Here is a 21,478-nt window from a genome sequence, read left to right on the forward strand (position 1 = left end):
GCCGCCGAGGCGCGGGGCACCCGTGCGCCCACGGCACGGCCCGTGTGCCCACCGCCGCCCTGCGGACCGTTGGCCGGGCCCGGGTGCCTTTGACCGGGCCCGGGCGCTGTCTGCCACCCCAGCCCTCTCGGCCGCCCCCGGCGCTCTCGGCCCGCCCGTGCGGGGCGGGCCGCGTCAGCGGCGTGCGGCACAATGGGGGCATGAGCATTCCGCACGCCCTCGTCCGCGACCTCCAGGCCGCCGGCTACTACCCCCAGCTGACCGGCTCGATGATCGTCGAGGCGCTCTACGGCGAGCAGCTGGTCGACCACCTCGTCCATATGGACACCCACCTCGACCTCGACGCGATCCACCGCCACGTCACCGTCTTCGCGCTCACCCCCACCCGCCTCCTCCTCGCCCACGTCGACGACGAGCCGGACGCCGAGCCCGGCGCCAATCCCCGCGGCACCACCTCCACCGAGGACGTCCCGCTGGCCTCCCTGCGCACCGCGCTCATCGGGCGCACCTACGCGGATCCCGCGGAGTTCCGACCGGGCGACCGGCCCGTCGAGGTCTCGCTCACCCTGGGCTGGGGCGCGGTGCGCCGCCTCGAGCTGTTCCCGGAGACCTGCGGCGATCCCCAGTGCGAGGGCGACCACGGCTACTCGGGCTCCGCCCTGCCCGAGGACGTCACGCTGCGGGTCTCCGCCCAGGCCGAGGGCCAGGACGCCGTGGACGCCGCGGAGACGTTCGCGCTCACGCTCAAGCGCCTCGTATTCGAGGCGCGCCAGGCCGCCGGCGCGCGCACGGCCGGCTGAGGCGGTGCTCAGGCCCCCGGACTACGCGGCGGCGACGCTGCTGTCCGACATCGTGCCCCTGGCGGCCACCGCGATCGGCGCAGCCGAGGCCCTCGATGCCCCGGCCCGCGCACGGGCCGCCGCGCTCGCCCCGGGCCGCGAGCTGCGGGTGGCCGTCGTCGCCCTCATCGACGGCATGGGGGCGGCCCTCCTGCGCCGCCGCGCGGCCCACGCGCCGTTCCTGCGCTTCCTGCTGCCCGCCATGCGCCCGGCCAGCGCCGGCTTCCCGTCGACCACCGCCAATTCGCTGTCCTCCCTGGGCACCGGTCTGCTGCCCGGCGGCCACGGGGTCATGGGCTACCGGCTGCTCGACCCGGAGCGCGGGGCCGTGTTCAACCAGCTGACGTGGGATTCGGACACCGATCCGGAGGTGTGGGTGCCCGATGCGACGCTCTTCGAGCGCATCGCGGGCACCGGCGCGGACGTCGTGAGCCTGGGCGAGCCCAAGTTCGCCGGGCGCGGCCTCAACCGCGCCTCCCTGCGCGGCGGCCGGTTCCGCGGCTCGGGCACGCTGTCCGAGCGGGTCGCCCACGCCGCCGCCGAGGCGCGCGCCCCCGGCCGGCGCCTCGTCTACTTCTACTGGGGCGGGCTCGACCGCGCCGGCCACGTCTACGGCACCGACTCCTGGGAGTGGCTGAGCGAGCTCGAGGCCGTCGATGCGGCGCTGCGCGAGCTCGCCGAGCGCCTGCCCCGCGATGCGGGCCTCTTCATCACCGCCGATCACGGCATGGTCGATGTGCCCCACGCCGGGCGTCTCGACGTGGCCGAGCACCCCGAGCTGCGCGCCGGGCTCGCGGACCTGGGGGGCGAGCCGCGCGCCGTCCACCTCTACGCGAGGCCGGGCGCCGCCGCGGACGTGCGGGACGCCTTCGCGGCGGCCGTCGGGGACCGCGGCCGGGTGCTCACCCGCGCCGAGGCGGTGGCCGGCGGCTGGTTCGGCCCGGTGCGGCCGGCCAACGAGGAGCGCATCGGCGACGTGCTCGTCGTGGCCGACGGCGACTTCGGGATCGTCGACTCGCAGCGGGACTCGCCCTCGGCGCTGGCGCTGCTGGGCCACCACGGCGGGGTCAGCGAGGACGAACTGGCGATCCCGCTGCTTGCGGCGCTCGGCTGAGCTCCGGGGGAGCGGCCACGACGACCTCGCGGCGGGGCGAGGGCGGCCGGAAGACGAGCCAGCGGTAGGCGGCGTAGCGGAACAGGTTGCCCAGGGCCACGCCCACGAACGTGCCGGAGACGTTGTCGGCCAGCGCGGACGTCAGCCCCAGGGCGTAGTGGGAGACCCACAGGCAGGCCAGGGCGATGAGCATGCCGACGCCGTTGACGGCGAAGAACGCCAGCGCCTCGGCGCCGGCGCGGGCGCGGCGGCCGTCGCGGAAGGTCCAGTAGCGCGAGCCCAGCCACGACACGGTGGTGGCGAGGACCACGGAGACGACCTTCGCCCACAGGGGGCCCACCCCCGCGTCCTCCGTGCGCAGGAGGTTGAACACGCCCAGGTCCACGCAGAAGGCAAGGGTGCCCACGGCGGAGAAGCGCAGGAGGCGCACGGCCTCGGAGCGCACGCCCATGTGGTCTCCCTTCGGCCGGCGGCTCACCCATGGTAGCCCCGGGGCCGAAATCTTCAGCCGCCTCCGGCCGGTCGCTCACGGGATTTCCGGGCGCGCTCGATACAGTGGGCGCGTGACTTTTCCCAAGATCGGCGTTGTGGGCGGCGGACAGCTCGCGCGGATGATGGCCCCCGCGGCCGAGGCCCTGGGCGTGGGATTCCACGTCCTCTCCGAGGCGGAGGGCTCGCCCGCGGCGCAGGTGTCCTCCCAGGTGACCGTCGGCGACTACCACGACTACGAGGCGCTGCTCGCGTTCGCGCGGACCGTGGACGTCCTCACATTCGACCACGAGCACGTGCCCACCGAGCACCTCGAGGCGCTGCAGGCGGCCGGCGTGAGCGTCCAGCCCCAGCCGCAGGCGCTCGTGCACGCCCAGGACAAGCTCGTCATGCGCGCCAAGATGGACGAGCTCGGCCTGCCCAACCCGGCCTGGGCGCCCGTGTCCAGCACGGCGGAGCTCGCCGCGTTCGGCGAGCGCGCCGGCTTCCCGCTCATCCTCAAGACCCAGCGCGGCGGCTACGACGGCCACGGTGTGCGCGTCATCGACTCCGCGGCCGAGGCCGCCGACTGGTTCGCCGAGGCGCCAGGCCCGCTCCTGGCCGAGGAGAAGGTCGACTTCGCCCGCGAGCTCGCCGTCATGGTGGGCCGCTCGCCGTCCGGCCAGACGGCCGTGTGGCCGGTCGTCGAGACCTACCAGCGCGATGGCATCTGCAAGGAGGCCATCGCCCCCGCCCCCGGCCTGCCCGCCGAGCTCGCCGAGCGCATCGCCGGCGATGTCCTCACCGTCGCCGGGGCGCTGGGCGTCACGGGGGTCATGGCGATGGAGATGTTCGAGACGCCGCAGGGCTACGTCGTCAACGAGCTGGCCATGCGCCCGCACAACACGGGCCACTGGACGCAGGACGGGTCCGTGACCTCGCAGTTCGAGCAGCACCTGCGCGCCGTGCTCGACCTGCCCCTGGGCGATCCCGCCGCGAAGGCCCCGTTCACCGCGATGGGCAACGTGCTGGGCGCCGAGCACGAGGACCTCTATCGCGCCTACCTCCACGTGCTCGCCCACGACCCGCAGGCCAAGGTCCACATGTACGGCAAGTCCGTGCGCCCGGGCCGCAAGCTGGGCCACGTCAACGTCAGCGGCGCGGACCCGGTCGAGGTGCGCGATCGCGCCCGCCACGCCGCCGACTACATCGCCGGCACGGATCCCGACCCCCACCCGCGCCACGGCCGGTCGGATGGCCCCGCGCGGGCAGCCGGCGCCTCGGCGGCGGAGAGCAGTGCACGGGCGGAGAGCACCGCGCAGACGGGGGCCGGGGCATGAGTGCCGACGTCGGCATCGTCATGGGCTCGGACTCCGACTGGCCCACGATGGAGGCGGCCGCCCAGGCCCTCGAATCGCTGGGGGTCTCCCACACGGCGGAGGTCGTCTCCGCCCACCGCATGCCCCACGAGATGATCGCGTGGGGCGCCGGCGCCGCCGAGCGCGGGCTGCGCGTCATCATCGCCGGCGCCGGGGGAGCGGCCCACCTGCCGGGCATGCTCGCCTCCGTCACGCCGCTGCCCGTCATCGGCGTGCCCGTTCCGCTCGCGCGCCTGGACGGCATGGACTCCCTGCTGTCGATCGTGCAGATGCCCGCCGGGGTCCCGGTGGCCACCGTGTCGATCGGCGGGGCGCAGAACGCAGGACTGCTCGCCGCCCGCATCCTGGGCGCGGGCGAGGGCGAGGAGGCCGCGCGGATCCGCGCCCGGCTCGACGCCCACCGAGACGAGCTCAGGGCGAGCGCGGAGGCCAAGGGCCGCGCCCTCATGGAGCGCCAGGGCCGCTGAGGCCCGGCCGGCGCCGCGGGCGCCGGCCGCACACCCGACGAAAGGACGCACATGTTCGATCAGTTCCAGCTCAGCGAGGAGCACGAGGAGATCCGCTCCGCCGTGCGCGATGTCGTCGAGGCGAAGATCGCCCCGTTCGCCGCAGAGGTCGATGCCGAAGCGCGGTTCCCGACCGAGGCGCGCGACGCGCTGCTCGCCACCGACTTCTTCGCCCCCCACGTGCCGGAGGCGTACGGCGGAGCGGGCGCGGACGCGCTGGCCACCGCCATCGTCATCGAAGAGGTGGCCCGCGGCTGCACGTCGTCCTCCCTCATCCCGGCCGTCAACAAGCTCGGCGGGCTGCCCGTCCAGCTGGGCGGTGACGAGGAGATCAAGCAGAAGTACCTCACACAGCTGGCCCAGGGCCACGGCTTCTCCTACGGCCTGTCCGAGCGCGAGGCCGGCTCGGACACCGCGAGCATGCGCACCCGCGCCGTGCGCGACGGCGACGACTGGATCCTCAACGGCGTGAAGACGTGGATCACGAATGCCGGCGAGTCCGACTTCTACACCGTCCTCGCGGTCACGGACCCCGACGGCAAGCGCGGCAACAACATCTCCGCCTTCGTCGTGGAGAAGGGCGACGAGGGCTTCACCTTCGGGGAGAAGGAGCGCAAGCTCGGCATCAAGGGCAGCCCCACCCGCGAGCTGTTCTTCGACAACGTTCGCCTGCCCGGCGACCGGATCATCGGCTCGGAGGGCCAGGGCCTCAAGATCGCCCTGCGCACCCTCGACCACACGCGCGTGACGATCGCGGCGCAGGCCGTGGGCATCGCGCAGGGCGCGCTGGACTACGCGATCGGCTACATCAAGGAGCGCAAGCAGTTCGGCAAGCGGATCGCGGACTTCCAGGGCATCCAGTTCATGGTCGCGGACATGGGCACGAAGCTCGAGGCCGCCCGCCAGCTCACCTACGTCGCCGCGGCCAAGAGCGAGCGCGAGGACGCGGACCTCGGCTTCTTCGGCGCCGCCGCCAAGGCCTTCGCCTCGGACGCCGCGATGGAGATCACCACCGACGCCGTCCAGCTGCTGGGCGGGGCCGGCTATGTCCAGGACCACCCGGTGGAGCGCATGATGCGCGACGCCAAGATTACCCAGATCTACGAGGGCACCAACCAGGTGCAGCGCCTCGTCATGGGGCGGAAGCTGCTGGGCTGAGTCGGATGGAGGAGATGGAGGACCAGCCCCGCACCGGCCCACGGCGCAGGCTCCAGTACGTCGACCCGCTGCGCAATCCCCGCAACGCGCCCGTGCGGCAGCGCAACCTGCGCGGCTGGATCCTCCTGTTGTGCTCGGCGCTGCTGCCCGGCTCCGCGCAGTCGGTGCTGGGCGCCCGGCGCCGCGCCCGCCTCTCGCTGACGATCACCCTGGGCAGCTGGGCGCTGCTGCTGGGCCTGGCGCTGTGGTCGCTCTTCAGCCGCCGCCTGCTCCTGGGCTTCGGGACGAACCCCGTCCTCATCGCGGTCCTCATGGTGTGGGTGGTCATCGCCGCCGCGAACTGGGTGCTGTGCATGCTCGACACGGTGCGCCGCATCCGGCTCGTCTCGCTGGGCCGGCGCACCCGCGGCGGACTGCTCGCCGCGGCGCTCGTCATGGTGCTCGTCGTGTGCGGCGGGACCGTGTGGGGCACCTCGATGCTCAACTCCCAGCGCGCGCTCATCAGCGACGTCTTCGCCAACGGGCGCGGGGTCAAGCCGGTCGACGGGCGCTACAACATCGCGCTGTTCGGCTCCGATGCCGGTAAGGGGCGCACCGGCGTGCGCCCGGACAGCCTCTCGGTCGTCTCGATCGACGCGAAGACCGGCAAGTCCGTGGTGATCGGCGTGCCGCGCAATCTGGAGAACGTGCCCTTCCCCGACGGCTCGGAGATGAAGAAGGCCTACCCCAACGGGTTCAACTGCGGCGACGAGTGCCTCATCAACGCCGTGTACCAGGCCGGCGAGCAGCACAAGAAGCTCTTCAGCGGCGACGTGCCGGCCGGCGTGCAGGCAACCAAGCAGGCGCTCCAGGGCGTGACCGGGCTGCCCATCCAGTACTACGCGATGATCGACCTCAAGGGCTTCCAGCAGCTCATCGACGCGATGGGCGGCATCACGCTGACCTCGAAGGTGCGCGTGCCGATCTCCTCGAAGGTCAACCCCGCCACCGGCCGGCACGGCAAGCCGCTGGGCTGGATCGAACCGGGGGAGAACATCCACCTCGACGGCCGCAGCGCCCTGTGGTACGCCCGCTCCCGGGAGTTCGCCAGCGACTACGCGCGCATGGTCCGGCAGCGCTGCGTGCAGGAGGCCATGCTCAAGCAGATGGACCCCACGACCCTCATCGGGCGCTTCCAGGACATCGCCAAGGCCGCCCCGAACGTCGTGTCCACGGACATCCCGGAGGGCCAGGTGAACATGTTCGTCGACCTCGCGCTCAAGGCGAAGTCGCAGAAGATGGACCGGCTCAACCTCACGCCGCCGCTCATCACGCCCTCGCGGCCGGACATCGGCAAGATCCATTCGCTCGTCGGCGATGCCATCGCGCAGGCGGAGTCGGACGCCCAGTCCGCGGGTTCGCCCCTGAATGCGCGGCCGGACGCCTACGAGGCGCTGGCCCCGGCCGGCTCCGGGCAGGCCGCGGCCGCTGCGCCCGCGGGGGCGCAGGACGTGCGGGCGGCCTCGACGTCCAGCACGGGCAAGCAGAAGGACGACGCCTCGATCTGCTCCGTGTCCTAAGCGCAATTCGCGCCCGCGCACGGCTGAGTGTGCGCCGAAAGTTCCGCCGGAAGGTCCTCTGAGGCCTTCCGGCGGAACTTTTTTCGTCCGCGCGTCGCCCGGAAACACGCGGAACGACACCGTTGTAATTATGGTTTTGCGAAGAAAGTCCAGTGTGACACGCCGCAACCTGTGTAACAATTTTGAGATGTTGAGCTGAAACATCACATCCGGTGGTGACCTTCGGCGGCCTTCCTTCCCTGTCTTCCCTGCAAAGGCTGAACCATGAAATCTGCACTGACTTCCGCAGCCGTATGCGCGGTGGCGGCGATGGTCTCGACCATCGGCCTCACGCCCGCCAGCGCGGCCCCCGCGCAGACCGTCACCCCGTCGATCGGCGAACACGCCCTGACGGCGCTCAGCGAGGAGGGCCTCCAGGCTCCGGGTGCCCGCGATGCTTCGGGCCAGACCTCCCAGATCGCCAACCAGTCCACGCGCAACCTGCCCGACGTCTTCCGGGCGCCCGCCGCGCTCGAGCGGCTGCGCTTCGCAGACTCCGGCACGCTCGGCACCTTCGGCGGGGAGCGGTCCGCCCAGTCCGCGGCGCTGACGAACGGCGACTCCGGCGCGGACAGCGGCCAGGGCGAGCTCGACGGCGGGGACGCCTCGGTCCCTGCGCAGAGCCCCTCGCGCTCGGCCAAGTCCCAGGACGGGCAGGAGGCCCAGGGCGAGCTGGACGGCGGGCAGAAGTCCGCGCAGCCCACCCCGGAGATCTCCGGCGGCGTGGAGGACAAGACGGAGGACGGTGTGAAGATCGCCGCCATCTCCGATCCCCTCGACGTCCCCTCCGATCACGCCTCGGTCGTCGGCGTCACCTCGGCCGTGGAGAACGGCGCGAAGATCGAGGTCCGCACCCGCACCGGTGCGGACCAGTGGGGCGACTGGAGCGCCCTGGACTACGAGGCCAGCGAGTCCGACGGGGGTGGCGGCACCCCGGGCACCGCCCCGTTCGTCGTGAGCGACGCCTCGGCCGTGCAGATCCGCGTGCTGGGCGAGCGCGCCCCCGAGGGCGCCAAGCTCGTCATCGTCGATCCCAAGAAGTCCGCCGGCGACAGCGCCGCGGTGAGCGCGAACGCCCCCGCCACCCGGGCCCAGGCTGCGGCCCCCGATGCGGCCCAGCAGGGAACTGCGGGCCAGGCGGCCGGCGCCGACGGCACCGCCGCCGCGCAGAGCGCCGCGTTCAGCGCGGGCAGCGCGACGGTGGAGAACACCGCCGTGAAGAAGGTCTCCAAGCCCGCGATCGCCTCGCGCTCGGCCTGGGGCGCCAACGAGTCGATCCGGAAGGGCTCGCCCAGCTACGCGAGCTCGATCAAGGCCGCGATCGTCCACCAGACCGAGGGCTCGAACTCCTACAGCGCCACGGACGTGCCCGGCATCATCCGCGGCATCTACTCGTTCCACGTCAAGGAGCGCGGCTGGGCCGACATCGGCTACAACGTGCTCGTCGACCGGTTCGGCCGCGCCTGGCAGGGCCGCGCCGGCAATGTCGACAAGCCGGTCGTGGGCGCCCACGCCCGCGGCTACAACTCCGGCACGTTCGGCATCTCCGTCATGGGCTCGTTCAACAAGGCGCAGCCCAGCTCCGCCGCCGTGACCGCGGTGGAGAACACGATCGCCTGGAAGCTCTCCGGCTCCGGCGTCGATGCGAAGTCGAAGGCCACCGTCGCGGGCAGGACGATCAACGCGATCTCCGGCCACCGCGACGTGGGCAACACCGACTGCCCGGGTGCGAACCTCTACGCGAAGCTGCCGGCCATCCGCACGGCCGTCGCGAAGATGCAGTCGAGTGGGCAGTCCAAGCCCGCCGAGACGCAGCAGCCCACGCAGAAGCCCGCCCAGCAGACGACGATCCAGAAGGCCTACAAGGGCCGGGAGAAGCAGCTGGGCGCCCCGGTGGGCCGCGAGACGAAGCTCGACGACGGCGCCTTCCAGCAGTACCGCAACGGCTACATCACCTGGCAGTCCGGCAAGGGCACGAAGGTCATCGCCGGCGCGATCGCCCGCGCGTGGAACGCCCAGACCCGCAAGGCGCTCGGGCTGCCCAAGAACGGCGAGGCGAAGCTGGCAGGCGGCGCCTACCAGTCCTTCGCCCGCGGCGACATCCACTGGTCGAAGGCCGGCGGCGCCCACGCCACGAGCGGGGACATCCGCCGCTACTGGGGCGCGAAGGGCTACGAGCGCGGCCACCTGGGCTACCCGACCTCCGACGCGACGTGCACCGGCTCCGAGCGCTGCGAGCAGAACTTCACCGGCGGGCGCGTCGCCTGGACCAAGGGCGTGGGCGTGACCGAGTCCTCGCTCGGCGGCTCGCTCAACGCGGGGGTCCGCGACCAGAACCCCGCGCCCAGCACCCCCGCCCCGACGAAGAAGCCGACGCCTGCGCCCACGCCGACGCAGACGAAGAAGCCGACTCCCAAGCCGACGCAGACGAAGAAGCCGGCGAAGAAGAAGACGAAGGCACAGCTGCAGGCCGAGCAGCGCAAGGCCATCATCAAGGAAGCGCGCAAGCACCTGGGCGTCCGCTACGTGTGGGGCGGCACCTCGCCCACGCGCGGCTGGGACTGCTCCGGGTACGTGCAGTACGTGTTTGCGAAGAACGGGATCAAGCTGCCCCGCACCTCCGGTGCGCAGAAGGCAGCAGGGGAAGTGATCCCTGTCTCGCAGGCGAAGCCGGGCGACCTCGTCTGGCACCCGGGCCACATCGCGATCGTGTCCGATAAGAAGGGCTACCTCATCGATGCCGGCTCGCCGCGCACGGATACGTCCGAGCGCAAGTGGGACTGGATGCTCAACAGCGGTGGACGCATCATCCGCGTCATCGACTGAGTCCAGGACGACCACCACCCGAGCGGGGAGGGCGCGGCTGCGCCCTCCCCGCTCGCTGCGTGCCGGCGCGCCCCAGGTCAGCGGCCCACGGCGGCCCCCGGGACTTTGCCCCGCGTTCACCTGGGCCCCGTAGGCTGGGGCCGCCGAGGAGAAGGAGAGCGGATGCTGCGGCTTTGCAATGCGGTGCGCGACTACGCGTGGGGCGACACCCGCGCGATCCCCCGCATCCTGGGACGCGAGCCGGACGGCACCCCCGCCGCCGAGCTGTGGGTGGGCGCCCACCCCGGCGCCCCCTCCACGACCGCCGACGGCCCGCTCGACGCGGTCATCGCCGCCGATCCACAGGCGGCACTGGGCAGGGCCAGCGCCACCGCGTTCGGCCCCCAGCTGCCCTTCCTGCTCAAGGTGCTCTCCGCGGCCACCGCGCTGTCCATCCAGGTGCACCCGAGCCGCGAGCAGGCCGCCGCCGGCTGGGCCCGCGAGGAGGCGGCCGGCATCGCGCGCGACGCCCCCGAGCGCTCCTACCGCGACGCCAACCACAAGCCCGAGCTCGTCTGCGCGCTCGGCGACTTCGACGCCCTGTGCGGCTTCCGACCGCTCGCCGCGACCCGGGCGACCATCGCGCGCCTGCGCTCAGTTGCGGCCGGCCTGCCCGTCGAACAGCGCCTGCTCGACGCGTGGGCGGACGCCCTCGCGGCCCCCGCCGAGGCGCAGGCGCTGCGGGCCGCCGTCGAGCTGCTCCTGGGCCGCTGGGAGGACTACGGCGCACTCGCCCGGACCCTGGCCGAGCGGATCGGCGTGGGCAGTGCCGCCGATGCTGCCGGCGCGGCTGCCGGTGCCCCCGGTGCCGACGCTGCTCCCGGTGCCGACGGTGTCGGTGCTGCTGATGGCGGGTCTGCGCCGGGCGCGCCGGCGCCGGCCGCGGTCTCCGCGGACGGCAGCTGCACGGACCCCCTCGAGACGCTGCGCGAGCTCAGCGCGGACTTCCTGGGCGACCCCGGGGCGCTCGTCGCGCTCATGCTCAACCGCGTGCGGCTGCGCGAGGGGCAGGCGCTGTTCCTCGACGCCGGCGTCCCGCACGCCTACCTGGGCGGCCTCGCCGTGGAGGTCATGGCGGCCTCGGACAACGTGCTGCGCGGCGGCCTGACCGCCAAGCACATCGACGTGGCCGAGATGTCCGCGATCGTGGCCTACCGGGTCATCACCCCCCGCGTGCTCGCCCCCGACCGCCGCGGCGTCTACCCCGCTCCAGTCCCGGACTTCAGCCTGGCGCGCGTGCGGCAGGCCCGCGGCACCGCGCTCTCGCGCTGCGGGGCGGCCGAGGTGCTCTGCCTCGATGGGGAATTCGTGCTCAGCGCCGGCGGTGAGGCGCTCACGCTGCGGCGCGGGCAGAGCGCGTTCGTCCCCGCCGCCGCGCCCGAGGTGCGGCTCACGGGGGTGGGCCTGCTCTTCACGGCCACCACCGGCCTGTGTGAGTAGCGCTGGGCGGCCACGGTGGCGCGCGCTGCGCGCGTTTCCCACGGGGCCTGAGCCAGCCCCGGCGAGCAGGCCGGGACCGGCGGGATCCGGCCCCGGCGATCAGGCCGGGACCGAGACCTCGGCGACCTCGTCGGGGACCGTGAGGGGCGCCGCGGTCTTGTCCCGCACCTCGTCGACGGTCACACCGGGGGCGGTCTCGACGAGCGCGAACCCGGAGCCCGTGACATCGAGGACGGCCAGGTCGGTGATGATCCGCTGGACGACGCCCTCGCCGGTGAGCGGCAGCTTGCAGGACTCGAGCAGCTTGGGGCTGCCGTCGCGGGCGACGTGCTCCATGATGACGAGCACGCGCTTGGCGCCGTGGACCAAGTCCATCGCGCCGCCCATCCCCTTGACCATCTTGCCAGGGATCATCCAGTTGGCGATGTCGCCGTTGCCGGCCACCTGCATCGCGCCCAGGATCGCCGCGTCGATCTTGCCGCCGCGGATCATCCCGAAGCTCGCGGCGGAGTCGAAGTAGCTGGCCCCCGGGAGCATCGTGACGATCTCCTTGCCCGCGTTGATGAGGTCCGGGTCGACCTCGTCCTCGCGCGGGTAGGGGCCGACGCCCAGCAGGCCGTTCTCCGACTGGAGGACGAGGTCGACCCCGGCCGGGATGTAGTTCGGCACGAGGGTGGGCAGGCCGATGCCGAGGTTGACGTACGAGCCGTCCTCGAGCTCCTGGGCCGCTCGGGCGGCCATCTCATTGCGCGTCAGTGCCATCTCAGTCCTCCCGCAGGGTCATCTTCTCGATCGGCTTGTCCGCCACCTGGTCGGCCGTGAGCACCACGACGCGGGTGACGTAGACGCCCGGCAGGTGGACCTCGTCCGGGTCGATCTCACCGGGCTCGACGAGCTGCTCGACCTCCGCGATCGTCACCGCGCCGGCCTGGGCCGCGGGCGGGTTGAAGTTGCGCGCCGAGGAGTGGAAGACGAGGTTGCCGTGCCGGTCGCCCTTGGCCGCGCGGACGAACGCGAAGTCGCACGGCAGCGACTCCTCGAGCACGTACTCGCGCGGCTGGCCGAACGTGTCGAGCACCTTCGTCTCCTTGGGCTCGGATGCCTCGACGACGCTGCCCAGCGAGTCGTACTTGAACGGGATGCCGCCCTGGGCCACCTGCGTGCCCGCCCCGGTGATCGTGTAGAACGCCGGGATCCCGGCGCCGGCGGCGCGCAGCCTCTCCGCCAGCGTGCCCTGCGGGGTGAGCTCCACCTCGAGCTCACCGGAGAGGTACTGGCGGGCGAACTCCTTGTTCTCTCCCACGTAGGAGGCGACCATGCGCTTGATCTGGTGCGTCTGGAGCAGCAGCCCCAGTCCGCGGCCGTCGACGCCCGCGTTGTTCGACACCGCGGTGAGGTCCTTCGCGCCCTGGTCGCGCAGCGCCCGGATGAGGAATTCGGGGACCCCGACGACGCCGAAGCCGCCCACGGCCAGCCGCGCTCCGTCGAAGATGTCCGCGACCGCGTCGGCGGCCGATGCAACTACTTTGTCCATGCGCCAATTGTGGCATGTCCCACGTCCGGTGCGCCGGGCGGTCCGGATTCTGCGGGGGCGCCGGTGCCGGGGGCATCGGCGGTGCTCAGCAGTCCGCCGGCGAGCGCGGCGAACGCGCGCCCGGCCTCGGCGGCATCGCGCGGCCAGCCCGCGAGCTCCACCGCGCCGGGGGCGGGGGCGGGCACCGGTGCGGACGTGGGCGGTGAGTCCGGCGCGCTGAACTCGATGCTCCCCTGCGGGGCCAGCGCGACGACGTCCGGGTGCGCGCGGATCTCCGCGTTGTAGTCGCGGGTCTCCGCGGGCGCCTCGGCGGCCAGGGCGAGCGGCGCCTCCGCGTAGACGAACAGCTCGTCCGCACCGGCGGTCGCGGCGGCCTCGGCCAGGGCCTCCGGGGCGAGGGCCGCGTGCGGCCCGTCCGGCGGCTCGGCGCTCGGGCGCGCCAGGCGCACGGGGGCGCCGAGCGCCGCGGCCGACAGCGCGGCCAGCAGGGCCCGCCAGTGCAGGTAGCCGGCCGGCGGAACCACGATGAGGAGGGCGCAGTCGGGGCCGACCCCGGCCTCGGCGAGCAGGCTGGCGCCCTTGTACGCCCAGTTCGCGCACACCCGGCCGGTGAGCTCGAGTGCGCCATCGGCGCCGCTGTAGGCCAGTGCGGGCCCCGGCCGCCGAGCGAGCGCGGCGATGAGCGCGGTGGTGTCGGACACCGGCTGCGGATCCTCGGAGGTCATGGGCGGTCCTCTCGTTCGGGTGCGGCCAGGCCGATCTCGACGCGGACGGCCAGTGGGGCGCCGGTGGCACCCCACTCGATGTGCACGGTGCCGTGCAGCCCCTCGATGCGCAGGGCCGCGAGCAGCCGGTCGGTGAGCGCGCCCAGCCCGATCGTCGCCTCGAGGAGCGGATGGCCCCCGGCGCTCGAGCGCGCGGGCTCGGGGGCGGACTCGATTGCGACGAGCGAGCCGGCCCCGCGCGCGGCGAGCAGCCAGGCGTCCTCGCCGACGGTGCTCGCCGCGGCATCGCGCACCGTGGCGATCGCGCGGCCCACGCGCGCGCCCACGTCGTCGCTGCCGTCCCCGGCCGGCGGGGGCGCGGCCAGCGCTGGGGCGCCGAGCGCCGCCCGCGCCGCCTCCCGCGCACCGGGCCTGAACCAGGCGGCCGCATTCGGCACGGCCGGGTCCGCGGCGTGGCCGGGGTCGGCGGCCTGGTCCGCGGCGGCGGAGTGGCCTGGGGTGGGTGCGGCCGCGGACCCGGGCGCCGGGGCGGCGGCGCGCACGATGGCGAAGGGGTAACCGGGCCCGGCGGCGAGCCCGGCGGCGGCGGCAACCGCGTCCGCGGGGCCCGCCGCCAGCGTCGCGCCGACGGCCAGCAGCGCGGGCGGCAGGGCGCCCGGGCGCGCATCGGGCGCGGTGAGGACGACGTCGACCCGCGCCCGCAGCAGGGTGCGCAGGCTCGCGGCCAGGGCCGTTGCAACGGCCGGAGCATCCGGCAGCGGGAGCACCACGGTGCCGGGATAGGAGGCCGGGCGGGCCAGGCCCGCGTCGACGAGCGCGCGCTGGCCCACCCGCACCACGCTCACGGTCCGCCCGCCCAGGGTGCGGGCCGCCAGGGGCTCGGCGCCGGCGCCGGCGACGAGGGCCGCGAAGTCCTCGTCCGAGGCGCACGCGCGCTCGCGGCCCGCCGCGGCGGCGACGGTGCGGGCGTCCACGGTCAGCACATCGCCGTCGCGGGCCTCGATGCCGGCGCGGTCGAAGGCCATGGCGATGAGGGAGGCCACGCGATCGCCGGGGCCCACCGGCCCGGGGCCGGGAGGTGCGAAGGCCGTGAGCAGGCGGCTTGCGTGGGCTGGGGGCGCGTCCATCCCCACATGATGCCAAAGGCCGCCCGCGGGCCGTGCCGCGGGACCGGGCAGCGCGGGACCATGCGCTGCGGGCGCCGGGCGCCGCGGAATTTTCCCGCGCCGCGCCGAAACCCCCACCCCTAGTGGTTGCCGAGGCGCGTGCGGACAAGATGTAGTGGTCGGCGGCGAAAAGTCCGGGAACGCCAGTTCGAATAGGGTGAGCGGGGGGCGTGCTTATAGCAGTCGGGCGCTTGACGAATGGGGAATGACACACGTGTAATTCGGTGTAGGGGAAAGTCGGGACGCCGCTTGGCGGGCTCGGCGAACGAAAGGGGATTCCTGTGTCAGAAGCGCGCAAGTACGCCGAGGTTCGGCGCACTGACGCTCCGGGCGTCGGAGCACGCACCGCAGAGGACTGGTTCGTCGACCCCGCATCCGCCGAACCGGGCTTCGCCGTCGACCCCCTCGCCGTCGACCCCACCGAGCTCACGCCCACCTCCTCCGGCGTCGAGGCCGGCCGCTTGGCCGCCCCGCTCTCGCTGCTCTTCGGCGATGCCGAGGACGGCCAGCTCGCCTGGCAGGAGCAGGCCCTGTGCGCGCAGACCGACCCCGAGGCGTTCTTCCCGGAGAAGGGCGGCTCCACCCGCGAGGCCAAGAAGGTCTGCGCCTCGTGCGAGGTGCGCGCCCAGTGCCTCGAGTACGCGCTGGCCAACGACGAGCGCTTCGGGATCTGGGGCGGGCTGTCCGAGCGCGAGCGCCGCCGCCTGAAGAAGCGCGCGGTCTGACGGGGCCCGTCTGACTCCTAGAGCCGGGGGCGCAGCTCGTCGGCCGAGCGGCCGCACAGCAGCGCTGCCTGCTCCGCGATGACGTCGGCGAGGACCTCGATGAGCTCCTCGCGGTCCTCGGCCCGCCTGAGGATCGGCATCCGGCACAGCAGGAGAGTGGCGGGCCGCCCCGGCGCGGCCGGGTAGACCCGGCCCAGCTCCACCGCGGTCGCCGAGGCCGGCGGCGTGAGGTCCGTGGCCAGTGCCACCGTGTCCAGCTCGCCCGCGGCGTTCTCCCTCACCTGCTCCATGAGCAGCCCGGCGGCGGCATCGAACTCCTGAGCGCGCGTGCGCCGGGCGGGCACCTGCGCGCCGAAGAGCCCGGAGCGCAGCCCGCGGCCGTGGCGCTCGCGGCGGCGTGGGGAGGACATGCCCGCAGTCTAACGGCGCGGTCTCACGGCGCGGTCTCACGGCGCGCTCGCGCACGGCGCGCCCGGACGGCGCGACCGAACGCCGCGCCGCCGCCGTGCTCGCCTCCCGCGTCCGCACCCGGCCCCGTCCGTCGGCGGGCACGGCCGCGGTGGTGCGGGTGTATTAGACTCCTCGTGTGCTGAGAACGTGTTCGAAGGTCAACTGCGCGGCCCCCGCCGCGGCGACGCTGACCTATGTGCACGCCGACGCCTGCGTCGTCATCGGCCCCCTGTCCGTGCGCGCCGAGCCCGGCGCCCACGACCTGTGCCGGGCCCACGCCGAGCGCCTGGTCGCCCCCGTGGGCTGGCAGCTCATCCGCCTCGAGGCCGGCGAGGCCGCGCCCGAGCGCAGCCGCGATGACATCCTCGCGATCGCCGATGCGGTGCGCGAGGCCGCGAAGCCCAAGCGCGCCCCGGCCGGCCGCGGCCCCGGCCGCCTGCGCCTCGTCGGGGACGATTCGTGAGCTCGCGCGGCGATCGGCTGGACGCCGCGCTCAAGGCCTACGACCTGCGCGGACGGGTGGGCCCGGAGCTCGACGACGACCTCCTCTACGCCCTCGGCTGGGCCACGGCCCGCGCCATGGCGACGGCCCACGGCGTCCCGGGCGCTGTCATCGCCTGCGATATGCGCCCCGATTCCCAGCGCTTCGCCGAGTGGCTCGCCCGCGGGGTGCGCGATGCGGGCCTGGAGCCCACGCACCTCGGGCTCGCCTCGACCGACCAGCTCTACTTCGCCTCGGGCCACTGGGGCCTGCCCGGCCTCATGGTCACCGCCTCGCACAACCCCGCCGGCTGGAACGGAGTGAAGCTCTGCGGGCCCCGCGCCGCCGGCCTCAGCCGCGCCCAGGGACTCGGCGAGATCGCCGAGCTCGTCCTCGCCGCCCCGGAGCTGCCCGCCGGCGAGCCCGGGGCGGGCGTCGACGAGGCCGCCGCAGCGGAGCTCGCGCGCGCCTACAGCGCCGCGCTGCGCGAGCTCACCGGGGTGGGCGGTGGGAGGCGCCTGCGGATCGTCGCCGACTGCGGCAACGGGATGGGCGGCCAGCTGCTCCCGCAGGTCTTCGGCACCGTGGCGGGGCTGCCCGCCCTCGACCTCGACGTCGAGGGGCTCTACACCGAGCTCGACGGCACGTTCCCCAACCACCCGGCCAACCCGCTCGACCCCGCGAACCTCGTCGATGCCCAGGCGGCCGTCGTCGCGGCCGACGCGGACGTGGGGCTCGCCTTCGACGGCGATGCGGACCGCTGCTTCTTCATCGACGAAACGGGCGCCGCCGCCTCGGCCTCCGCCGTCGGCGCACTCGTCGCCGCCCGCGAGATCGAGCGGGCGCACGACGCCGGGGAGGTCCGCCCCGTCGTCCTGCACAACCTGCTCACCTCCGTCGCCGTGCCCGCAGCGATCCGCGCCGCGGGCGGCGAGCCGGTCCGCACCCCGGTGGGCCACTCCGGGATCAAGCAGCTCATGGCGACCCGCGGCGCGGTCTTCGCCTGCGAGCACTCCGCCCACTTCTACTTCCGCGACTTCTTCGGCGCGGACTCCGGCATGCTCGCCGCCTGCCACATCCTCGCCGCGCTCGAGCGCAGCGACCGCACCCTCAGCCAGCTGCTCGCCGCCTACGCCCCGCAGGCCATGTCCGGCGAGGTCAACTCCGAGGTGCGCGATCCCGCCGAGGTGCTCGAGGACTTCGCAGCCGCCGCCGCGGCGGGCGACTTCGGTCCGGGTGAGGTCGACCGCCTCGACGGGGTGACGCTGAGCGGGGCGGACTTCTGGATGAATGTCCGGATGTCCAACACCGAGCCGCTCGTGCGGCTCAACGTCGAATCGCCCGAGCCCGCGCGCACCGCGCAGCTGCGCGACGCCGCCCTGCGCCTGATCCGCCGGGGCTGACCGCCGACCCATCGCCCGCCGCAACCGCCACCCCCACCGCCCCGCGGGGCGAGGACGGAGACCGCCGTGTTCGACCACTCCATCAAGGACCTCACCCTGGCCGCCGCCGGGCGCCACCAGATCCGGCTGGCCGAGCGCGAGATGCCCGGCCTCATGGCCCTGCGCGAGGAGTTCGCGGACCAGCGGCCGCTGGCCGGGGCGCGCATCGCGGGCTCCCTGCACATGACGGTGCAGACCGCGGTCCTCATCGAGACCCTCACCGCGCTCGGCGCGCAGGTGCGCTGGGCCAGCTGCAACATCTTCTCCACCCAGGACGAGGCCGCCGCGGCCGTCGTCGTGGGCGCCGGGACGCCCGAGGACCCGCAGGGCGTGCCCGTCTTCGCGTGGAAGGGCGAGACGCTCGAGGAGTACTGGCAGTGCACCGGGCGGATCTTCGAGTTCGCAGACGGCCCCAACCTCATCCTCGACGACGGCGGCGATGCGACGATGATGCTGCTCGAGGGCGCGGCCGCGGAGGCCGCCGGCGGCGTCGCCGAGCCGGGGGAGGACGCCCCGGAGGAGGCCCGCGTCTTCGCGGCCGCGCTGCGGCGCAGCCTCGAGGCCGAACCCGAGCGCTTCACCGGCCTGCTGCGCGGCGTGCTCGGCGTGAGCGAGGAGACCACGACGGGGGTCAACCGCCTCTACCGGCTCGCCGAGGCCGGCCGCCTGCCGTTCCCGGCCATCAACGTCAACGACTCGGTGACGAAGTCGAAGTTCGACAACCGCTACGGGATCCGCCACTCGCTGCCGGACGGCCTCAACCGCGCCACCGACGTCCTCATGGGCGGCAAGGTGGCGCTGGTCGTGGGCTACGGCGACGTGGGCAAGGGGGCCGCCGAGGCGCTGCGCGGCCAGGGTGCGCGGGTCATCGTCTCCGAGATCGACCCGATCTGCGCGCTGCAGGCGGCGATGGACGGCTTCCAGGTGATGCGCACCGCGGACGCGGTGGGCCTGGCCGACTTCGTCATCACGTGCTCCGGCAACACGCACGTCATCTCCGCGGACCACCTCGTGCGCCTCAAGCCCGGCGCGATCGTGGGCAATGTGGGCCACTTCGACGACGAGATCGACCTGGCGGCCGCCGCGCGCCTGCCCGGGATGCAACGGGTGGAGATCAAGCCGCAGGTCAGCGAGTGGACGCTGCCGGTGCCCGCCGAGGCCGGCCTCGACCGGGCGGAGACCTCGTTCATCGTCCTCTCCGATGGCCGCCTGCTCAACCTGGGCAACGCCACCGGCCACCCGTCGTTCGTCATGAGCGCCTCGTTCGCCAACCAGGTGCTCGCCCAGCTCGAGCTCTTCGCCCGGACGGAGGACTACGCGCCCGGTGTGCACCGCCTGTCCAAGGAGCTCGACGAGAAGGTGGCCCGCCTGCACCTGGGCTCCCTGGGCGCTGACCTCGACGAGCTGACGAAGGAGCAGGCCGCCTACATCGGCGTCGACGTGGCCGGGCCCTACAAGCCCGAGCACTACCGCTACTAAGGCCCGCCCGGACCTCCGCCCGGACCGGAGAGCCGCAGCCCGTAGGGCAGCGCGCCCACGCGCGCGCGGAACCGCTCGACCCCCGCCGCTGCGGCGGACTCCCGGCCCACCGCCTCCCGGCGGGAGCGGTCGACGATCGCCGCGAGGAACTCCTCCGGGTGCGTGCCGGCGGGGGGTGCGGGCGCGACGTAGGCGTTGAGCTCCTCGGCCAGCTCGATGGCGCGCTCGAGCCGGGAGGCCGGGGCGCGCTCGGCGGCGGTGGCGAGGAACTGGGCGACTCGGTAGAGGAGCGGGCCCGGCAGCGCCGTGACGTCCGCGGCGTCCGCCCAGCCGGCCAGGCGGGCAGGCACGCGGAGCGGGGCCAGGCGGGGCATCCGCGCCCGCTCGTCCACGGCGATCGTGCCCGCGAGGTGATCGCCCAGGCGCTTGCAGCGCGGCGAGAGCAGGCCGGACAGGGCCGCGATCCCGCCGCCCAGGGCCAGCACCTCGATGGGCCACAGGAGCGCGCGCAGCACGGCGTGGCGGAACGAGATCGCGCCGCCGTCGTCGCGCACGATCCGCAGTCCCAGCGCGTACTTGCCCGGCGAGCGGCCGTGGGTGAGGAGCTCGACGGCGCACGGGATGCCCACGACCGCGAGCACCGTGAGGACGGTGGTGAGCGAGGCCAGCAGCAGCGAGTCGATGTTCTCGGCGCGGGCGAGCGCCCACGCGGCGGCCACGAAGATCGCGATGTTGAGCAGCGAGTAGGCGACCGCATCGATGGCGCACGAAGCGGCCCGCGCGGCCAGGGAGGCCGGGCGGACGTCGAGGGCGACGGCCTCACCGGTCACGAGCGTGCTCACACGGTCATCCTCGCACATCGCCGGTCTGTCCAGTCCTCGGCCGGCGCAGTCCGCGGCCCAGGCAGTCCGCGGCCCGCGGATCCCCAGACCCGCGTCCGCCGGCCCGCGCATTCATCGGCCCGGCCGCCCAACGGTCCGGGCCGCCGGGCGGGCCCGCACGGCCGTGGCGGCCCCGCGCCCGCCCCGCTAGGCTGGCAGCCATGGACCCCGCCCTGCTCGCCCAGCTGCGCGCCCCCAGCTGGGACCGGCTCTCCCGCCTGGCCCGCGCCTCGCGCCTGAGCCCGGCGGAGGCCGAGGAGTTCCTCGCCCTCTACCGCGCCGCGTCCAAGGACCTCTCCGCGCTGCAGTCGAGCGCACCCGATTCGGAGATCTCCCTGCGGCTGTCGAACATCGTCCACCGGGCCCGCACCCAGCTCACCGGCGTGCCCGCCGGGGCCACGGCCGCGGTCTCGCGCTACTTCCTCGTCTCGCTGCCGGCCGCGCTGTACTCGCTGCGCTGGTACTTCGTGGGCGTCTTCGCGTTCTTCACGGCGATCGCGCTGGCCACCACCGCCTGGGCGCTGGCCGATCCGCACGTCATGGACCTGCTGGGGCCCGAGGAGGCCCGCCGCCGACTGGCCGAGCACGACTTCGTCGACTACTACCGGGAGCACCCGAACGGCTTCTTCGCCGTGGGCGTGTGGACGAACAACGCGTGGCTGGCCATCCAGTGGGTGGTGCTCGGGATCACCGGGGCCTACGTGGTGCTCGGGCTCGTGTCCAACGCCGTGAACGTGGGCGTCTCCGCCGCCATCCTCTTCGACTACGGCAAGGGGGCGGACTTCTTCGCGTTCATCCTGCCCCACGGCATCCCGGAGGTCACCTGCATCCTGCTGGCCGCGGCCGCCGGCCTCAAGATCTTCACCGCGTGGATGATCCCGGGGCCTCGGCGGCGCTCGGCGGCACTCGCGCTCGAGGCCCGCTCGCTCATCGCGGTGGCCTTGGGCCTCGTGCTCTTCCTCTTCTGCTCCGGACTCATCGAGGGCTTCGTCACCCCCTCCCACCTGCCCGTGGCCGTGAAGATCGCGCTCGGGCTGCTGCTGGCCTCCGGCATCGTCGCCTACGCGCTCGCCCTGGGCAGGCCCGCCGAGCGGGCGGGCCTGAGCGGCGACATCGCCCGCGAGCGGGCGGGGTACGACATCGTCGCGGTGGACTGAGGCTGGCTGTCTGCGGTGGCCGGTCGCCGACGTGGGCCGGCCATCGGCGGAGGGCCGAGGGCGGCCGCCGG

Annotated in this window: 20 protein-coding genes; 13 read left to right on the plus strand and 7 right to left on the minus strand. The window is 74.0% G+C overall.

What is annotated here, in order from left to right; genetic code table 11:
- Positions 1 to 200 precede the first annotated feature (200 nt).
- Positions 201 to 800: a DUF5998 family protein gene (locus BRM1_RS00090; protein ID WP_160953826.1), complete on the plus strand. Its 600-nt coding sequence runs from the start codon at positions 201 to 203 to the stop codon at positions 798 to 800.
- Positions 801 to 804: 4 nt separating this feature from the next.
- Entirely contained in the window at positions 805 to 1,953 is a 1,149-nt protein-coding gene (locus BRM1_RS00095) for an alkaline phosphatase family protein (RefSeq protein WP_160953827.1), read from the plus strand.
- Here BRM1_RS00095 and BRM1_RS00100 read toward each other — a convergent pair.
- On the minus strand, positions 1,907 to 2,404 hold the full coding sequence (locus BRM1_RS00100) for a GtrA family protein (protein ID WP_160953828.1): 498 nt from the start codon (positions 2,402 to 2,404) through the stop codon (positions 1,907 to 1,909). The two genes, BRM1_RS00095 and BRM1_RS00100, sit on opposite strands and share 47 nt — an antisense overlap.
- A 112-nt stretch (positions 2,405 to 2,516) precedes the next feature.
- On the opposite strand from BRM1_RS00100, the gene BRM1_RS00105 reads away from it, so the two are divergent.
- From BRM1_RS00105 to manA, 6 genes are all read left to right on the plus strand, one after another.
- Positions 2,517 to 3,761, plus strand: coding sequence for a 5-(carboxyamino)imidazole ribonucleotide synthase (locus BRM1_RS00105; protein ID WP_268526849.1), 1,245 nt, complete (start codon positions 2,517 to 2,519; stop codon positions 3,759 to 3,761).
- Positions 3,758 to 4,267 carry a 5-(carboxyamino)imidazole ribonucleotide mutase gene (gene purE / locus BRM1_RS00110; protein ID WP_268526851.1) on the plus strand — a complete coding sequence of 170 codons (510 nt, stop codon included), beginning with the start codon at positions 3,758 to 3,760 and terminating at the stop codon, positions 4,265 to 4,267. The genes BRM1_RS00105 and purE overlap by 4 nt, the downstream gene beginning before the upstream one ends.
- A 51-nt stretch (positions 4,268 to 4,318) precedes the next feature.
- Positions 4,319 to 5,464, plus strand: coding sequence for an acyl-CoA dehydrogenase family protein (locus BRM1_RS00115; RefSeq protein WP_268526854.1), 1,146 nt, complete (start codon positions 4,319 to 4,321; stop codon positions 5,462 to 5,464).
- 14 nt (positions 5,465 to 5,478) lie between these two features.
- Positions 5,479 to 7,023, plus strand: coding sequence for an LCP family protein (locus BRM1_RS00120; RefSeq protein WP_268526856.1), 1,545 nt, complete (start codon positions 5,479 to 5,481; stop codon positions 7,021 to 7,023).
- A 264-nt stretch (positions 7,024 to 7,287) separates the two neighbouring features.
- Complete coding sequence (locus BRM1_RS00125) at positions 7,288 to 9,888, plus strand: NlpC/P60 family protein (RefSeq protein ID WP_268526859.1); 2,601 nt, start codon at positions 7,288 to 7,290, stop codon at positions 9,886 to 9,888.
- A 162-nt stretch (positions 9,889 to 10,050) separates the two neighbouring features.
- On the plus strand, positions 10,051 to 11,367 hold the full coding sequence (gene manA / locus BRM1_RS00130) for a mannose-6-phosphate isomerase, class I (protein ID WP_268526863.1): 1,317 nt from the start codon (positions 10,051 to 10,053) through the stop codon (positions 11,365 to 11,367).
- A gap of 99 nt (positions 11,368 to 11,466) precedes the next feature.
- Here manA and BRM1_RS00135 read toward each other — a convergent pair whose 3' ends face one another.
- The 4 genes from BRM1_RS00135 to BRM1_RS00150 are packed head-to-tail and all read right to left on the minus strand — an operon-like array spanning position 11,467 to position 14,753.
- Positions 11,467 to 12,129 carry a CoA transferase subunit B gene (locus tag BRM1_RS00135; protein WP_160953835.1) on the minus strand — a complete coding sequence of 221 codons (663 nt, stop codon included), beginning with the start codon at positions 12,127 to 12,129 and terminating at the stop codon, positions 11,467 to 11,469.
- A gap of 1 nt (position 12,130) precedes the next feature.
- A complete protein-coding gene (locus BRM1_RS00140) occupies positions 12,131 to 12,901 on the minus strand; it encodes a CoA transferase subunit A (RefSeq protein ID WP_268526866.1) in 771 nt (256 codons plus the stop codon).
- Positions 12,889 to 13,626 carry a hypothetical protein gene (locus BRM1_RS00145; protein ID WP_268526869.1) on the minus strand — a complete coding sequence of 246 codons (738 nt, stop codon included), beginning with the start codon at positions 13,624 to 13,626 and terminating at the stop codon, positions 12,889 to 12,891. Before BRM1_RS00145 ends, BRM1_RS00140 begins: the two co-directional genes overlap by 13 nt.
- The gene (locus BRM1_RS00150) at positions 13,623 to 14,753 is read right to left on the minus strand and encodes a hypothetical protein (RefSeq protein ID WP_268526872.1); all 1,131 of its coding nucleotides are present in this window, start codon (positions 14,751 to 14,753) and stop codon (positions 13,623 to 13,625) included. Before BRM1_RS00150 ends, BRM1_RS00145 begins: the two co-directional genes overlap by 4 nt.
- A 500-nt stretch (positions 14,754 to 15,253) precedes the next feature.
- On the opposite strand from BRM1_RS00150, the gene BRM1_RS14020 reads away from it, so the two are divergent.
- Positions 15,254 to 15,517, plus strand: a complete 264-nt coding sequence (locus tag BRM1_RS14020) for a WhiB family transcriptional regulator (protein ID WP_160954237.1) — start codon at positions 15,254 to 15,256, stop codon at positions 15,515 to 15,517.
- Positions 15,518 to 15,534: 17 nt separating this feature from the next.
- On the opposite strand, the gene BRM1_RS00160 is transcribed toward BRM1_RS14020, so the two are convergent.
- On the minus strand, positions 15,535 to 15,927 hold the full coding sequence (locus BRM1_RS00160) for a hypothetical protein (RefSeq protein ID WP_268526876.1): 393 nt from the start codon (positions 15,925 to 15,927) through the stop codon (positions 15,535 to 15,537).
- Between the two features lie 176 nt (positions 15,928 to 16,103).
- On the opposite strand from BRM1_RS00160, the gene BRM1_RS00165 reads away from it, so the two are divergent.
- The 3 genes from BRM1_RS00165 (at position 16,104) to ahcY (ending at position 19,369) form a co-directional block, all read left to right on the plus strand.
- On the plus strand, positions 16,104 to 16,430 hold the full coding sequence (locus tag BRM1_RS00165; protein ID WP_160954231.1) for a DUF3499 family protein: 327 nt from the start codon (positions 16,104 to 16,106) through the stop codon (positions 16,428 to 16,430).
- Positions 16,427 to 17,851: a phosphomannomutase/phosphoglucomutase gene (gene manB, locus BRM1_RS00170; protein WP_268526881.1), complete on the plus strand. Its 1,425-nt coding sequence runs from the start codon at positions 16,427 to 16,429 to the stop codon at positions 17,849 to 17,851. The genes BRM1_RS00165 and manB overlap by 4 nt, the downstream gene beginning before the upstream one ends.
- Positions 17,852 to 17,917: 66 nt before the next feature.
- On the plus strand, positions 17,918 to 19,369 hold the full coding sequence (gene ahcY / locus BRM1_RS00175) for an adenosylhomocysteinase (RefSeq protein WP_268526883.1): 1,452 nt from the start codon (positions 17,918 to 17,920) through the stop codon (positions 19,367 to 19,369).
- Here the strand turns inward: ahcY and BRM1_RS00180 are convergent.
- Entirely contained in the window at positions 19,366 to 20,211 is an 846-nt protein-coding gene (locus BRM1_RS00180) for an RDD family protein (protein ID WP_268526884.1), read from the minus strand. The two genes, ahcY and BRM1_RS00180, sit on opposite strands and share 4 nt — an antisense overlap.
- 200 nt (positions 20,212 to 20,411) lie before the next feature.
- Here BRM1_RS00180 and BRM1_RS00185 point away from each other — a divergent pair, with 200 nt between their 5' ends.
- Positions 20,412 to 21,407: a stage II sporulation protein M gene (locus BRM1_RS00185; protein WP_160954234.1), complete on the plus strand. Its 996-nt coding sequence runs from the start codon at positions 20,412 to 20,414 to the stop codon at positions 21,405 to 21,407.
- Positions 21,408 to 21,478 lie beyond the last annotated feature (71 nt).

Source organism: Brevibacterium sp. BRM-1, assembly GCF_026802075.1.
In the GTDB taxonomy this organism is placed as follows: Bacteria; Actinomycetota; Actinomycetes; order Actinomycetales; family Brevibacteriaceae; genus Brevibacterium; species Brevibacterium rongguiense.

Bases quoted from the DNA above. Each gene is read 5' to 3' on its own strand.
- BRM1_RS00115 (WP_268526854.1), top strand. From the start codon at position 4,319: ATGTTCGATCAGTTCCAGCTCAGCGAGGAGCACGAGGAGATCCGCTCC.
- manA (WP_268526863.1), top strand. From the start codon at position 10,051: ATGCTGCGGCTTTGCAATGCGGTGCGCGACTACGCGTGGGGCGACACC.
- BRM1_RS00135 (WP_160953835.1), bottom strand. From the start codon at position 12,129: ATGGCACTGACGCGCAATGAGATGGCCGCCCGAGCGGCCCAGGAGCTC.
- purE (WP_268526851.1), top strand. From the start codon at position 3,758: ATGAGTGCCGACGTCGGCATCGTCATGGGCTCGGACTCCGACTGGCCC.
- BRM1_RS00100 (WP_160953828.1), bottom strand. From the start codon at position 2,404: ATGGGCGTGCGCTCCGAGGCCGTGCGCCTCCTGCGCTTCTCCGCCGTG.
- BRM1_RS00120 (WP_268526856.1), top strand. From the start codon at position 5,479: ATGGAGGACCAGCCCCGCACCGGCCCACGGCGCAGGCTCCAGTACGTC.
- BRM1_RS00150 (WP_268526872.1), bottom strand. From the start codon at position 14,753: ATGGACGCGCCCCCAGCCCACGCAAGCCGCCTGCTCACGGCCTTCGCA.
- BRM1_RS00145 (WP_268526869.1), bottom strand. From the start codon at position 13,626: ATGACCTCCGAGGATCCGCAGCCGGTGTCCGACACCACCGCGCTCATC.
- BRM1_RS00125 (WP_268526859.1), top strand. From the start codon at position 7,288: ATGAAATCTGCACTGACTTCCGCAGCCGTATGCGCGGTGGCGGCGATG.
- BRM1_RS00160 (WP_268526876.1), bottom strand. From the start codon at position 15,927: ATGTCCTCCCCACGCCGCCGCGAGCGCCACGGCCGCGGGCTGCGCTCC.
- BRM1_RS00140 (WP_268526866.1), bottom strand. From the start codon at position 12,901: ATGGACAAAGTAGTTGCATCGGCCGCCGACGCGGTCGCGGACATCTTC.
- BRM1_RS00185 (WP_160954234.1), top strand. From the start codon at position 20,412: ATGGACCCCGCCCTGCTCGCCCAGCTGCGCGCCCCCAGCTGGGACCGG.
- BRM1_RS00090 (WP_160953826.1), top strand. From the start codon at position 201: ATGAGCATTCCGCACGCCCTCGTCCGCGACCTCCAGGCCGCCGGCTAC.